This window comes from Flavobacterium sp. GSB-24, assembly GCF_027924665.1.
Taxonomy (GTDB): domain Bacteria; phylum Bacteroidota; class Bacteroidia; order Flavobacteriales; family Flavobacteriaceae; genus Flavobacterium.
The window spans coordinates 1110425-1123888 of the sequence record NZ_AP027043.1; the positions used below are offsets into that span (position 1 = coordinate 1110425).

At 35.4% G+C, this 13464-nt stretch carries 11 protein-coding genes; 5 read left to right on the forward strand and 6 right to left on the reverse strand.

Annotation, left to right across the window (positions count from 1 at the left end):
• Window positions 1-285 precede the first annotated feature (285 nt).
• Together QMG60_RS05065 and QMG60_RS05070 are read left to right on the forward strand one after the other, a co-directional pair.
• Window positions 286-1227: a ribose-phosphate pyrophosphokinase gene (locus QMG60_RS05065; protein WP_057115983.1), complete on the forward strand. Its 942-nt coding sequence runs from the start codon at window positions 286-288 to the stop codon at window positions 1225-1227.
• A gap of 121 nt (window positions 1228-1348) precedes the next feature.
• Complete coding sequence (locus tag QMG60_RS05070) at window positions 1349-1960, forward strand: 50S ribosomal protein L25/general stress protein Ctc (RefSeq protein ID WP_057115570.1); 612 nt, start codon at window positions 1349-1351, stop codon at window positions 1958-1960.
• 431 nt (window positions 1961-2391) lie between these two features.
• Here the strand turns inward: QMG60_RS05070 and QMG60_RS05075 are convergent, their stop codons facing one another.
• Entirely contained in the window at window positions 2392-5277 is a 2886-nt protein-coding gene (locus tag QMG60_RS05075; protein WP_281867092.1) for a tail fiber domain-containing protein, read from the reverse strand.
• A gap of 232 nt (window positions 5278-5509) precedes the next feature.
• On the opposite strand from QMG60_RS05075, the gene pth reads away from it, so the two are divergent.
• On the forward strand, window positions 5510-6136 hold the full coding sequence (gene pth, locus QMG60_RS05080; protein WP_281867093.1) for an aminoacyl-tRNA hydrolase: 627 nt from the start codon (window positions 5510-5512) through the stop codon (window positions 6134-6136).
• 139 nt (window positions 6137-6275) lie between these two features.
• Window positions 6276-6887 carry a superoxide dismutase gene (locus QMG60_RS05085; protein WP_057115572.1) on the forward strand — a complete coding sequence of 204 codons (612 nt, stop codon included), beginning with the start codon at window positions 6276-6278 and terminating at the stop codon, window positions 6885-6887.
• Between the two features lie 854 nt (window positions 6888-7741).
• On the opposite strand, the gene QMG60_RS05090 is transcribed toward QMG60_RS05085, so the two are convergent.
• The 5 genes from QMG60_RS05090 to QMG60_RS05110 all read right to left on the reverse strand — a co-directional run bounded on the left by QMG60_RS05090 (window position 7742) and on the right by QMG60_RS05110 (window position 12800).
• Window positions 7742-9640 (reverse strand): amidophosphoribosyltransferase, encoded by a 1899-nt coding sequence (locus tag QMG60_RS05090; RefSeq protein ID WP_134138890.1) that lies wholly within the window; start codon window positions 9638-9640, stop codon window positions 7742-7744.
• Window positions 9641-9719: 79 nt separating this feature from the next.
• Window positions 9720-10643: a PfkB family carbohydrate kinase gene (locus tag QMG60_RS05095; protein WP_281867094.1), complete on the reverse strand. Its 924-nt coding sequence runs from the start codon at window positions 10641-10643 to the stop codon at window positions 9720-9722.
• 285 nt (window positions 10644-10928) lie between these two features.
• Window positions 10929-11831 carry an alpha/beta hydrolase gene (locus QMG60_RS05100; protein ID WP_281867095.1) on the reverse strand — a complete coding sequence of 301 codons (903 nt, stop codon included), beginning with the start codon at window positions 11829-11831 and terminating at the stop codon, window positions 10929-10931.
• Between the two features lie 2 nt (window positions 11832-11833).
• Window positions 11834-12229 (reverse strand): hypothetical protein, encoded by a 396-nt coding sequence (locus tag QMG60_RS05105; RefSeq protein ID WP_281867096.1) that lies wholly within the window; start codon window positions 12227-12229, stop codon window positions 11834-11836.
• Complete coding sequence (locus tag QMG60_RS05110) at window positions 12213-12800, reverse strand: sigma-70 family RNA polymerase sigma factor (RefSeq protein ID WP_281867097.1); 588 nt, start codon at window positions 12798-12800, stop codon at window positions 12213-12215. The genes QMG60_RS05105 and QMG60_RS05110 overlap by 17 nt, the downstream gene beginning before the upstream one ends.
• 273 nt (window positions 12801-13073) lie before the next feature.
• Between QMG60_RS05110 and QMG60_RS05115 the strand changes: the two genes are divergently transcribed.
• Window positions 13074-13421: a DUF6249 domain-containing protein gene (locus tag QMG60_RS05115; RefSeq protein WP_134139646.1), complete on the forward strand. Its 348-nt coding sequence runs from the start codon at window positions 13074-13076 to the stop codon at window positions 13419-13421.
• Window positions 13422-13464: the final 43 nt, after the last annotated feature.

The window sequence follows — 13464 nt, forward strand, 5'->3', positions numbered from 1 at the left end:
GCAGACGAAAAATAAACCATAAATGACTTATTTAACGCAATAGAATGAAGTCATAAATGGCGTCATTCCTTTAACACGGTGCAAATGTAAAAAATAAAATTAAATCAACTACTAAAAATACTTAAATTTTTCCTTTCAGTGTCCAATAAATTTTCTAAATTTGCAGCTCGTTAAAACGAAGCACACACAACTAACTACACCCGAGGCATTTATATGCATTTTGCTTTACCAAAAATTGGGAGGCCAAATAATACAAGTGCAGCGGAGCAAAAACAACAAATTATAATGTCGCACCTAGAACCAGAAGCTAAAATTTTTGCTTGTTCACAAAGTGTTTATCTTGCAGAAAAAATTGCAAAAGAGTACGGAATTCCGTTAGGAAAAGTAACGATGTCAACGTATAGTGATGGAGAATTTCAGCCATCTTACGAAGAGTCAATTAGAGGTTTACGAGTATTCATCGTATGTTCGACTTTTCCAAGTGCAGATAATCTGATGGAATTGTTGTTAATGATTGATGCCGCAAAACGCGCATCTGCAAGACATATTACAGCTGTAATGCCTTATTTTGGTTGGGCAAGACAGGATAGAAAAGACAAACCAAGGGTTCCAATTGGAGCTAAATTAGTAGCAAACTTACTAACAGCTGCAGGAGCAACAAGAATCATGACAATGGATCTGCACGCAGACCAAATTCAAGGATTTTTTGAAAAACCAGTAGATCATTTATTTGCATCTACAATCTTTTTACCATACGTAGAAAGTTTAAAATTAGAAAATCTAACAATTGCATCTCCAGATATGGGAGGTTCAAAAAGAGCATATGCTTACTCTAAGTTTTTAGAATCAGATGTTGTAATCTGTTACAAACAAAGAAAAGCAGCGAACGTTATCGACACTATGGAGCTGATTGGTGAAGTAAAAGGACGTAACGTAATCTTAGTAGACGATATGATCGATACAGGGGGAACTTTAGCAAAAGCTGCCGACCTGATGATCGAAAAAGGAGCACTAAGCGTAAGAGCAATTTGTACACACGCTATTTTATCTGGCGGTGCGTATGAGAAAATCGAAAACTCGAAATTAACCGAGTTAATCGTAACAGATTCTATTCCGTTAAAGAAAGAATCTAACAAAATAAAAGTGGTAAGCTGTGCGCCTTTATTTGCTGAGGTTATGCAAATGGTTCACCACAATAATTCCATCAGTGGAAAATTCATTATGTAAAAGCAGTAAGCTTTAAGCCTTAGGCTGTAAGCATTGTTACACATTCTGAAAAAGCCTAAAGCTTATTGCTTAAAGCTTACAGCAAAATAGAATATTTATTTAATAACTATATTTTTTTACAATGAAATCGATTACAATTAAAGGATCAGAAAGAGAAAGCGTGGGCAAAGTGTCAACTAAAGCCTTACGTAATGCTGGAGCGGTTCCTTGCGTGTTATACGGAGGAAATCAAGCAGTACACTTCTCAGCAGACGCTGCAGCGTTCAAAAACTTGGTTTACACTCCAAATGCACACACAGTTGTGATTGAGCTTGGAAAAGGAAAATCATTCAATGCAATTTTGCAAGATATCCAAGTTCACCCAGTATCTGACAGAATTTTACACATTGACTTCTTCCAATTATTTGATGATAAAGAAATCACAATGGAAGTTCCTGTAAAAATCGTTGGTACATCTAAAGGTGTTCTTGCGGGTGGTGTTTTACGTTTAAACACTCGTAAATTAAAAGTTAAAGCTTTACCTAAAAATCTTCCTGATTTTGTTGAAGCTGACATCACTCCACTTGAAATGGGTAACAAATTATATGTTACTAAAGTTGGTGCTCCAGAATACAAAATTATGCACCCAGACAACACAGTTGTTGCTCAAGTAAGAATTTCTCGTGCTGCTATGAAAGCTGCTCAAGAAGCTGCAAAAGCTGCAAAAGCTCCTGCAAAAGGAAAGAAAAAATAATTTTTTTCAAATCAATACAAAAAGCATCAATCGAAAGGTTGGTGCTTTTTTTTTGAGGTTCTGAGAGGCTTAGGTTCTGAGGGGCTAAGTTTATCTGTTTGCGTTTGTTTATTGATGTCAGGCTGAGCGGAGTCGAAGCCTTTAAAAGCAATTATCTAGTTCCCATATTCCAATAGCGATCTAATTATTTCTCAGAAGCAGAAACTTTTATTTATTTTAAGATCTAACAAACCTGCCATCCGCTATATCTTTTCCTGGCTAAAGAAGCCAGAAAAAGGATGTCGAGAAAAGCAATATAATAAGACTGTCAATAACAGTATAATACGGTTTAATTACCATTTAAAAATATAAGAAAACAAAGTATAAAAAAATCCGATTACGTTATGTAATCGGATTTTTAGTTCTATTCTTATTTAAGAATATAATCTTTATTATTTTTTATCAGCTAATTGTTTTACCAAAGCTTTTAACTCTTCGATTTGAGTTTGTTGCTCTTTTATAGCATTAATTAAAACTGGAACCATTTCAGCATAGTTAACACCAAGTGTTTTATTGGCATCATCAGCGACATTTACCACTTCAGGTAAAATAGTCTGTACTTCCTGTGCTGATACTCCAATTTTTACTTTTCCACTATTGTCATCTTTCCAGTTATAAGAAATAGGATTAATTTTAAGCACATCAGCTAAGCCGTATTTAAGCGGTGTAATGTTTTTCTTAAAACGAATATCTGACATTTGAATTGTACCGTTAACTGCGAAAACAGCTGCCCATCTATTTGTAGCTGTACCTAAATTTTGTGTACCACCCATTCTAGGATAAACATTCCCGTTTTCATCTATTGTCATTTGATCGGCTACATCCGATGTTCCAAATTTTAAATCACTCAATTTAGGTGTTGCTGTAGAACCTTTATAATAACTTGCAATTGTTGATAAAACAGTTAATGCGCTACTACTCGTATTTCCTCTCATACTTATTGATCCTAAGGCATCTCCAGTTATTAAAGGAGCAGGAGATGCGGCAGAACCACGCTGTCTGTCAAAAATTATAGTAGGCGAATACGATGTAGCTGATGAGGTATAAGTTGATATTCTAAAAATACTTCTATTGCTAATATCAGAAGCATCTTGTACCATATGTATACCTGCAACTGGAGAAGTTGTTCCAATACCCACATAACCGTTTTGATCAATAGTCATCCTTGTTAATCCAGAGGTTCCTAAAAACATATTACTAAGTTTGTTAGTTCCAGTGCCTAAATAAGTAGCAGTCAGATAACTCAATTTGTCCATACCTGAATCATTTCCTCCACACCATATTCCTCCTATTGATTGACCAGAAGCCAAGGTAGCTTGTCTAAACTGAATTAATGGGGAGAATCCTTTTGATTCTATGATTACATCATCCGTAAGTCCGCCATTTCCTACTACGTGTATTCTGGCTTCTGGATTGTTTGTGTTAATACCTAAGAAACCATCTTTTGCTGTTAAACGCATTTTTTCGGTATTATTAGTAATAAATGGAATATCAAAATTAGTGATGGTACCGAATTTTTTTTCTACATCCAAGCCATTATTACCGTCGTTACCATCTAATAACCAAGGCATATCCGACGACCATTCAATTATTCCTGATTTGTTTGTAGTAAGCATTCCTGGTGCGTTTACTGCGGGAACCATGTTTACTTGTGCATTTACAAGTGTAGCACCAGTTCCTGAAACAACTTTTAATACCTTCCCGCCATTATCAGGTGTTGTAGTAGTAAGATCTTTCTTTACAACATCAACAGTAATATCTGCATCTAATACTTTACCGCTTCCTGTTACTGTAACTACAGAGCTTCCTGCTAACAAACTTCCTTTAGTTATTGTTTGTGGAACTGATGGCCCAGTCGCCCCAGTTGCTCCAGTTGCACCCGTTGCCCCAGTTGCACCCGTAGCCCCAGTTGCCCCAGTTGCTCCAGTTGCACCAGTCGCCCCAGTTGCTCCAGTCGCTCCAGTCGCTCCCGTTGCACCCGTAGCCCCAGTTGCACCCGTTGCTCCAGTTGCACCCGTTGCTCCAGTCGCTCCAGTCGCACCAGTTGCTCCAGTTACACCCGTTGCTCCAGTCGCACCAGTTGCTCCAGTTGCGCCAGTTGCACCCGTTGCTCCAGTCGCACCAGTCGCACCCGTTGCTCCAGTCGCACCAGTCGCTCCAGTTGCACCCGTAGCTCCAGTTGCGCCAGTTGCTCCAGTTACACCCGTTGCTCCAGTCGCACCAGTTGCTCCAGTTGCGCCAGTTGCACCCGTTGCTCCAGTCGCACCCGTTGCTCCAGTCGCACCAGTCGCCCCAGTTGCACCAGTGGTTCCAGTTGCACCCGTAGCCCCAGTTGCCCCAGTTGCTCCAGTGGCTCCAGTTGCTCCAGTCGCACCATCTGCTCCAGTTGCACCAGTCGCTCCCGTTGCTCCAGTCGCACCCGTTGCTCCCGTTGCTCCAGTCGCACCATCTGCTCCAGTTGCACCATCTGCTCCAGTTGCACCAGTCGCTCCCGTTGCTCCCGTTGCTCCAGTCGCTCCCGTTGCTCCCGTTGCTCCAGTCGCTCCAGTCGCACCCGTTGCTCCCGTTGCTCCCGTTGCTCCCGTTGCTCCAGTCGCACCATCTGCTCCAGTTGCACCATCTGCTCCAGTTGCACCAGTCGCTCCCGTTGCTCCCGTTGCTCCAGTCGCTCCAGTCGCTCCCGTTGCACCCGTTGCTCCAGTCGCACCCGTAGCTCCAGTCGCACCATCTGCTCCAGTTGCACCAGTCGCACCAGTTGCTCCAGTCGCACCAGTTGCACCCGTCGCTCCAGTCAATCCTGTTGGGCCAGTTGCTCCCGTCGCTCCATTATGACCATTAATAGGAGTCCAAGTACCATCTGAATTTTGTACATAAACTGTATTAGTTATTTTATCAGTATAAATATTAATATTTTTACCTGGATAACCTGGATCGCCTTTTTTACCTGGGATACCATTGCCTTCTGCTGTTCCTATACCGGTTCCTTCTCCAGAAACTGCAATTCTATACCATTTATCGACATACCAGTAATAATAGCCTGGAGTTATATCTGAAATGGTTTCAGTATTAAAAACCAGTAAACTATTAACATTTCCATTTTTAATTGTTGTGGCATCTGTAGATCCTGTTAAAGGAACTCGAGGAATTAAAATTCCTTTATCTGAAGCAACAACTTCTAGCTGTGTTGATGCATTTGGCTTCAGTGTTCCAATACCTACTTGTGAGTAGGCACCGTAACTGGCTAGCACAAAAAGCAAAGGAAGAAATTTATTTTTCATAGCGTATTCTTTTAATTATGGGCGATTTAGATATTTATTTTGGCCCTTTTTTTGAATGCACAAATTTCTTTTTAAGCCTACTGGAATTTTGCCCCAAGATGTTTTTTTTTAAACAGATTAAGGTTTTTTTGTAAGATTAATTGTGTATTTATTTGTTTCAATTTCAATTTTAAACTAGAGAAAATTATAAATGTAGAGGATTTAATTTCGTAATTAAGTTTATTTTTGCAACATGATAAAATGGGTAATAAAACTGTTTTCATCAACACCAAAAGAAGAGAACATAGATAATATGAAAAAATATTTAATCGTAGGATTAGGAAATATCGGAGCCGAATATGTAAACACCAGACATAATATCGGGTTTAAAGTGCTTGATTTTTTAGCTAAAAAAGAAGGTCTATCATTTGAAACTGTAAAACTCGGTTCAATGGCAGAATATAAGTTTAAGGGAAGAACTTTTTTTCTTTTAAAACCAAACACTTATATGAACTTAAGTGGTAAAGCCGTAAAATATTGGATGGACAAAGAAAACATTCCGTTAGAGAATATTCTTGTCATTACAGATGATCTAAACCTTTCATTTGGAACCATCCGAATTAAGCCAAAAGGAAGCGATGGCGGTCATAATGGTCTTAAAAACATAAATTTAGTTCTGAATACACAACAATACACTCGTTTTAGATTTGGTATAAGTGATCAATTTAAAAAAGGGCAGCAAATAGATTATGTTTTAGGAGAGTGGAATGAAGAAGAAGAGTCAAAATTACCAGAACGTTTAGAGACTTCGGCAGAAATTATCAAAACTTTTGGGACAGCAGGATTAGAAAATACCATGACTACTTTCAATGGAAAATAAAGATTTACAAGTGTTTATCTTCTAAAAAAGCAATTTATCGATTAATTAAATTGAATTATAACGAAATAGTATTTTCTATTCCAAAGTTAAATGTCTAAATTTGGGATAAATTATTATAAACCATAAAAATCCTAATATCATGGCTTTTGAATTACCACAATTACCTTATGCATATGACGCATTAGAACCACATATTGATGCTCGTACAATGGAAATCCACCATACTAAACATCACAATGCATATACGACAAATCTTAATGCGGCTATCGCTGGAACAGATTTAGAAGGAAAAACAATCGAGAATATCTTGATCAACTTAGATAAATCTAATGCGGCAGTTCGTAATAATGGTGGAGGTTTTTACAACCACAATTTATTCTGGACAGTAATGTCACCAAACGGAGGTGGATTACCAACAGGAGATTTATTAGAAGCAATTGAAGCTTCTTTTGGATCATTTGATGAATTTAAAGCAAAATTTGCTAAAGCTGGTGCAACACAATTCGGTTCAGGATGGGCTTGGTTAACAGTTCAAAAAGGAGGGAAATTAGAAGTTGTAGGTACTCCAAATCAAGATAATCCATTAATGCCAGAAGTTGCTGGAAACGGTGGAACTCCAATCTTAGGAATGGATGTTTGGGAACATGCTTACTATTTAAACTACCAAAACAGAAGACCAGATTATATTGAAGCTTTCTTTAGTGTAATTAACTGGACAGAAGTAGCTAGAAGATTTGCTTTAGACAAATAGTCTATTCAAAGAAAATAGAATAAGAAAAGACGGATGATCGAAAGATTATCCGTCTTTTTTTTGTCTATATTCTTTTATTTCTCTTTAGTCTATTTTCTGTAATCTATATTCTCATATCTTTTTTTCTCTTCTAAAAAAAATAAAAAAGGTGGAATTTCTTCCACCCTTTTTGCCCCAAATCTACCATATACTTAACCTACTAATGTTATGGTGTAGTAAATATATAGAAGGTAGTTTTGTAAAAAAAACTTTTTAGATGAAAGGTAAGTAAATCCGATAAATGGAATGTAATTAATTGATTTTGTTAGATTTATTACAATAAAAAAGGTGGAATCTCTTCCACCTTTTTTGCCCCAAATCTACCATAAACTTAACCTACTAATGTTATGGTTTAGTAAATGTATGGAAGGTAATTTTGCAAAAAAAACTTTTTAGATAAAAGGTAAGTAAATCCGATAAATGGAATAATCTGTTGTGATGTAAATACTTAAGTGTATTAACGAATAAAAAATCGGATTTTAATAAGCTTTTTTTTTGCCCCAATTTATTATAAACTTAATGTACTAATGTCTTTGAATATATGTATGGAAAGTGTTCTCTGAAAAAACTTTGTAGTTAAAGGGAATAATTCGATCAAGATAAAGGTAATCTCTTGTTTTAGAAATATTTGAGTTTATTCCAATAAAAAAGGTGGAATTTCTTCCACCCTTTTTGCCCCAAATCTACCATAAACTTAACCTACTAATGTTATGGTCTCTCAAAAGTATTGTAGCTTTTCAATTTCACCAAACAAACAGGATGAACGGCAAAAAAAACCGATGAAATGCACTATTTAACCTTTTGTTAATACTTTTTTAATAAGCTCGAGCGTCTTTTCCTTCGTAAAAATTCATAAAGGCACGATTTACAACTCTATTTCCGCCAGGAGTTGGGTAGTCTCCAGTGAAGTACCAGTCACCTAAATTTTTAGGACAAGCTTTGTGAAGATCTTCTACAGTTTGGAAAATAATTTTCACTTCAGCATTGATTTCTGGAGAGCTTAACATTTCTGCAATTTTATCTGAAATCTCCTCATCTGTAAATTGATCGTAAATTTCTGTTACATAATTTACAACATCAGAATCTGAGAAATTTTCTTGTGCTTTACATTTAGCATAAACTTCATCTACTATATGGTATAAGTTTCTTTCTTTTAATAAAGCAAGTGCTGCTCTAAAGGCAACTAAACCTTCTAGTTTTGCCATGTCAATTCCGTAACAATCTGGGTAACGAATTTGAGGTGCAGATGAAACAATAACAATACGTTTTGGTTTTAAACGATCCATCATTTTAATGATGCTCATTTTTAATGTAGTACCACGAACAATACTGTCGTCGATAATAACTAAGTTATCTTCTGGTTTAATTACGCCATATGTAACATCGTAAACGTGAGCTACTAAATCATCACGGCTGCTGTCTTCTGTAATAAAAGTTCTAAGTTTAGCATCTTTAATAGCAACTTTCTCTGTACGTATTTTTACAGCTAAAAGCTCCTGAAGTGTTTCGGCAGTCAGTGTATTTCTGTTTTCTAAAATATAATTGTTTTTTCTCTGATTCAAGAAATCCTGTGCAGCTTCAACTAAACCATAAAATGAAGTTTCAGCAGTATTTGGAATATAAGAGAAAACAGTATTGTCTGTATCGCTGTCAATTGCTTTAAGAACAGCAGGTAAAATTAATTTCCCTAAATTTTTACGTTCTTGATAAATTTCAGCGTCACTTCCTCTAGAAAAATAAATTCTTTCAAACGAACAAGCTTTTTTAACGGTTGGTTCCAAGATTTGATTCATAGAAACTTTACCGCTTTTCTTAATGATTAAAGCATTTCCTGGTTCAATTTCCTGAACGCTTTCAAAAGGTACATTAAATACAGTTTGAATAACTGGTCTTTCAGAAGCTACAACAACTACTTCGTCGTCTTGGTAAAAATAAGCTGGACGAATTCCTGCTGGATCTCTAAAAACAAAAGCATCACCGTGGCCCAATAAACCAGCCATTGCGTAACCTCCATCTAAATTTTTAGCTGAACGAGCTAATATTTTAGCAATATCCAAACGCTCAGCAATTACTGGAGAAGCTTCTCTTTTTGAGTAACCTTCTGTTTTACAGTCTTGATACAATTGCATTACTTCTTTGTCTAAGAAATGACCAATTTTTTCCATTACCGTAACAGTATCCGCCATTTCTTTTGGATGCTGTCCAAGTTCAACTAGGTTTTCAAAAAGTTCTTTAACATTGGTCATGTTGAAGTTTCCTGCCAAAATCAAATTACGGTGCATCCAGTTGCTTTGACGTAAAAATGGGTGAACGCTTTCGATGCTGTTTTTCCCAAAAGTTCCGTAACGAACGTGTCCTAAAAACAATTCGCCAACGTAAGGAATTTGTGATTTTATTTTATTGATGTCGTCACCAATTTCAGGCTGTGCTTTTAATTCTTCGCTGATTCGCTCATTGATTTGTTTAAAAACATCTTGTATCGGCTGTGCATGATTAGAACGAACTCTGCTGATGTAGCGTTGTCCAGGTTCTACATCCAATTTAATGCTTGCAAAACCAGCACCGTCTTGTCCACGGTTGTGCTGTTTTTCCATCATTAAATACATTTTCTGAATTCCGTAGAAAGCAGTTCCGTATTTTTCTTTATAATATTCAAGCGGTTTAAGAAGTCTAACTAAGGCTATACCACATTCGTGTTTTAAAGCGTCGCTCATTGTTTTTTGTATTTGTGTTGTTGTAAGTTGTGTGTATTAACGTAATAAAAAAGCCCCGTTTTATCGAGGCTTTTGCGCATTATATTTCTATGTCAAACTGAGTTAACGACTTAAATTGCTGTAATCGAATCGCTACTTCTCCTTTACTTAATGTTTCCATCCTTTCAGTTCCAAATTTCTCTACGCAGAACGAAGCTAAATTTGAGCCGTAAATAATTGCATTTTTCATGTTGCCAAACGAAATGTTTTCGCTTTGCGCAATAAATCCTGAGAAGCCACCTGCAAAAGTGTCTCCAGCTCCAGTTGGATCAAAAACCTCTTCTAATGGTAGAGCAGGTGCAAAGAATACTTCTCTGTTGTGGAATAAAAGTGCTCCGTGTTCTCCTTTTTTGATCACCACATATTTTGGTCCCATATCTTGGATTTTGGCAGCAGCTTTTACTAATGAATATTCACCAGAAAGTTGTCTTGCTTCTTCGTCATTGATTGTAATAACATCTACACGTTTAATAACGTCTAATAATTCTGGAAGAGCGCAGTCCATCCAAAAGTTCATTGTGTCTAAAACAACTAATTTTGGTTTTTTCTCCATTTGATCTAAAACACTGCTTTGTACCAACGGATGTAAGTTTCCTAACATCACAACATCAGCATCTTTATAGTTTTGAGGAACTTTTGGCTGAAAATCAGCTAAAACGTTTAGCTCAGTAACCAATGTATCTCTAGAGTTTAAATCGTTATGATACAATCCGCTCCAAAAAAACGTTTTACCGCCTTTTACAATTTCGATACCAGAGATATCAATATTTTTTGAAGTCAATAAATCTAAATGTTCTTGAGGAAAATCGTCGCCAACTACAGAAACTATGGCCGATTGCAAGTTAAAAAATGAAGCTGATAAACCAATATACGTTGCAGCACCACCTAATATTTTATCTGTTTTTCCGAAAGGAGTTTCGATCGCGTCGAAAGCAACTGTTCCAACAATCAATAATTTATTCATTTTATGAATTTCGAATTAGGGTGCAAAGATACTCTATAAGTTACAATATTGCAACGGTTTAGGTTCTCAAAATTTTCTTAAAAAAATAATATCGATTTCGGATGTAATTATATTGTAAATGAGTGAATTATATTTGATTTAATAGAGTGCTTAAAATATGATTTCCAGATTTAAATTGCAAGTTTTATTTTTGAAATATATCTAATTTTATCTGAGCTTTTAAAACAAGTAGTTTTTCTTTTTCAGATTAAAACGGAATATTTTTTTGAGTATGATTGGCCTTATTTATTTTATGCCTTTAATCCATTTGATGGCATCTTTCATAGGTTCTTCAGAGTCTGAAAATGCGGTATTGTGACCCAAGTTTGGAAATAATTTATATTCATAATGTTTTCCTTTAGATTTTAATACATCAAGATATTCGATTGATAGCTTTACCGGGACTTGAATATCTTTACCGCCAAAAATCCAGATTCCTGGAATAGATAATTTAGCTAGAATGTCTTTGGGATCTGTATCAATAAACTCATATTTATCAGGGTCATTGAATACATGTTTTCTTGCCTCTTCTTCTGAGTGCGTATTCCAGAAATTTTGATCTCCATTGGTGAAAAATTGAAATCTCAATTGTTCTTTAACCGTTATAAGAGCGCCGCTAAATATTGTCATAAATTTAACTTTGTTGTTTTTTTCTGCGGTCAATGGAATTATCCATCCAGCTTGACTGCCTCCTATTAAACCTATTGGTATTTTATCATTTGATAAATATTTAGACAAACTATTTACGGCAGCACTGGCATCTAAAGACAAAAGATTTAGATTGGAGAAATCAACATTATTAGTTCCTACTTCAGGTCCGGCATATACACCGCCTGATTCTCCGACTCCGCGTTTGTCATACGTTAAAACTGCAATTCCATTATTAGCTAGAGTTGTAGCAAAGTTTATCATTCTTTTTTCTTGTCCAGATCCATGAATAATCACAACGGCTGCCTGTATATTTTTCGGTGTAAAAATAGTACCAGAGAGTGAAATACCTTCACTAACAAATTTTATTTCCTTCTTAGTAAAGGCTGGCTGGATTGCTGATGCATAACCAGTAACAAAAAACAACAACAATAAAAGAGAATAGCTGCTTGTTTTTTTTGCTCTTAAAAAGTGTTTGAAAACTAACTTTTTATTTTTCATTTTTATAGTTGATATTTCTTATCAAAATAATTCTTTAAAACGCCAACCTGAATCAAAATCATGAAAGGAACAATTAAAACAGCATACATGATATTTTTAGAGAAGTGAATTCCCGAAAAAGCAGGTGTAATTTTGTCTGTATATGCTTTTCCGATTTCCAGATTGTTTTCTGAAACTGAAAAGAAAGATAAATAAAGTACCAAAGCAAATAAGGCTGTTCCAATGAAAATCCAAACGGGTTTAGAAATCAAAGGCTTGTATGTTTTAAGTTTTCTTTGTTCTAAAACCAGAACTTCAGCCATGATTTTTGAAGTAAAATCTATTGATGGTGACTGCAGTTTGTCTTCAGCCATCATTTTATCAATAAGGTGTTCTATGTTTTTATCGCTCTCTTTCATAACATTCTATTATTTCTGGTTCTAACTGCTGTCTCAAAATTACGGCTAATTTTTGTCTGCTTCTAAATAATTTTACTTTCGCATTGTTTGCCGATATATTCATGATTTTTCCGATTTCTTCCAAATTCTGATCATCAAAATAAAATAAAGTCAAAAGGAAGTTTTCGTCACTTGGTAATAAATTTAAACATTTTTGAATCGTCTGCTTTCGTTCTTTTTCTTCCAAAGCGCTCAAAGCATTGTCCATCGTTTTAATTAAATGGGAAGAAAAATCATCTATAGAAATATTTAAATCGTCTTTTTTACTTTTCTTCAATCTGTCGAGGCAGGTATTATAAGCAATTTTATAAATCCATGTTGAAAATTTAGAATCGCCTTTAAATTTAGAAAGAGAACTATAGATCTTGATGAAAGTATCTTGTGCAACTTCTTCTGCCTCCTCTCTGTTTTTAACCATTTTGAGTGCCAAAGTAAAGATCATATCTTTATAACGATCTACAAGAACGGCAAACGAATTGGTGTCGCCTTGCAGAACTTTGTCGATATAATGTTGATCATTTATTGTACTCATATTATATAGGACGACAGTTTGTATGTTTAGGTTACAAGAATTTTAAAAAAATAAATTTCAATTTTTAAACTCCAAATTCCAATTGGCTTTCTGAACTTGGCCAAAGTTTAAAAACTTTGACCAAGTTTGTACCGTGAAAATACATTCAAAATTAACTGATTATCAGTGTGTTTTGGGATTTGGGATTTAAAAATTAAAATTTTTCACTAAAACTTGTAACCTGAATTTGGAAAGCTTCGTCATATGGAGTATCAATCAATTAAAAACGTAAATATTATGGACAAAATTTTTATTCCAATCAGCTTTTTTTTAATGATCTTCGGGATCGTTTATTTAATTTATTCAACTAGAAACAGAGAACGTTTGGCACTTATCGAGAAAGGTGTTGATGCCAGTATTTTTATGCAGGGAAAAGGAAGCGGAGTTCCAGCTTGGAAAATCTTCGTTGTAAATCTAGCATTCTTATTAATAGGAAGCGGAGTAGGGATCTTTATTGCCTTATTGATTACTACCTATACATCTTTGAATGACGGAGCAGTTTATCCTTCAATAATTTTCATAATGGCAGGTATCGGACTTTTGATTGGATTTAAAACAGCAAAAGACTTAGATAAAGAATAAGTAAAGTAAAAGTTTAAGTTAGTACAAAAAAAACGCATCAAAT

Coding starts and splice junctions, on each gene's coding strand:
- QMG60_RS05065 (WP_057115983.1), top strand. CDS start 286: ATGTCGCACCTAGAACCAGAAGCTAAAATTTTTGCTTGTTCACAAAGT.
- QMG60_RS05070 (WP_057115570.1), top strand. CDS start 1,349: ATGAAATCGATTACAATTAAAGGATCAGAAAGAGAAAGCGTGGGCAAA.
- QMG60_RS05075 (WP_281867092.1), bottom strand. CDS start 5,277: ATGAAAAATAAATTTCTTCCTTTGCTTTTTGTGCTAGCCAGTTACGGT.
- pth (WP_281867093.1), top strand. CDS start 5,510: ATGATAAAATGGGTAATAAAACTGTTTTCATCAACACCAAAAGAAGAG.
- QMG60_RS05085 (WP_057115572.1), top strand. CDS start 6,276: ATGGCTTTTGAATTACCACAATTACCTTATGCATATGACGCATTAGAA.
- QMG60_RS05090 (WP_134138890.1), bottom strand. CDS start 9,640: ATGAGCGACGCTTTAAAACACGAATGTGGTATAGCCTTAGTTAGACTT.
- QMG60_RS05095 (WP_281867094.1), bottom strand. CDS start 10,643: ATGAATAAATTATTGATTGTTGGAACAGTTGCTTTCGACGCGATCGAA.
- QMG60_RS05100 (WP_281867095.1), bottom strand. CDS start 11,831: ATGAAAAATAAAAAGTTAGTTTTCAAACACTTTTTAAGAGCAAAAAAA.
- QMG60_RS05105 (WP_281867096.1), bottom strand. CDS start 12,229: ATGAAAGAGAGCGATAAAAACATAGAACACCTTATTGATAAAATGATG.
- QMG60_RS05110 (WP_281867097.1), bottom strand. CDS start 12,800: ATGAGTACAATAAATGATCAACATTATATCGACAAAGTTCTGCAAGGC.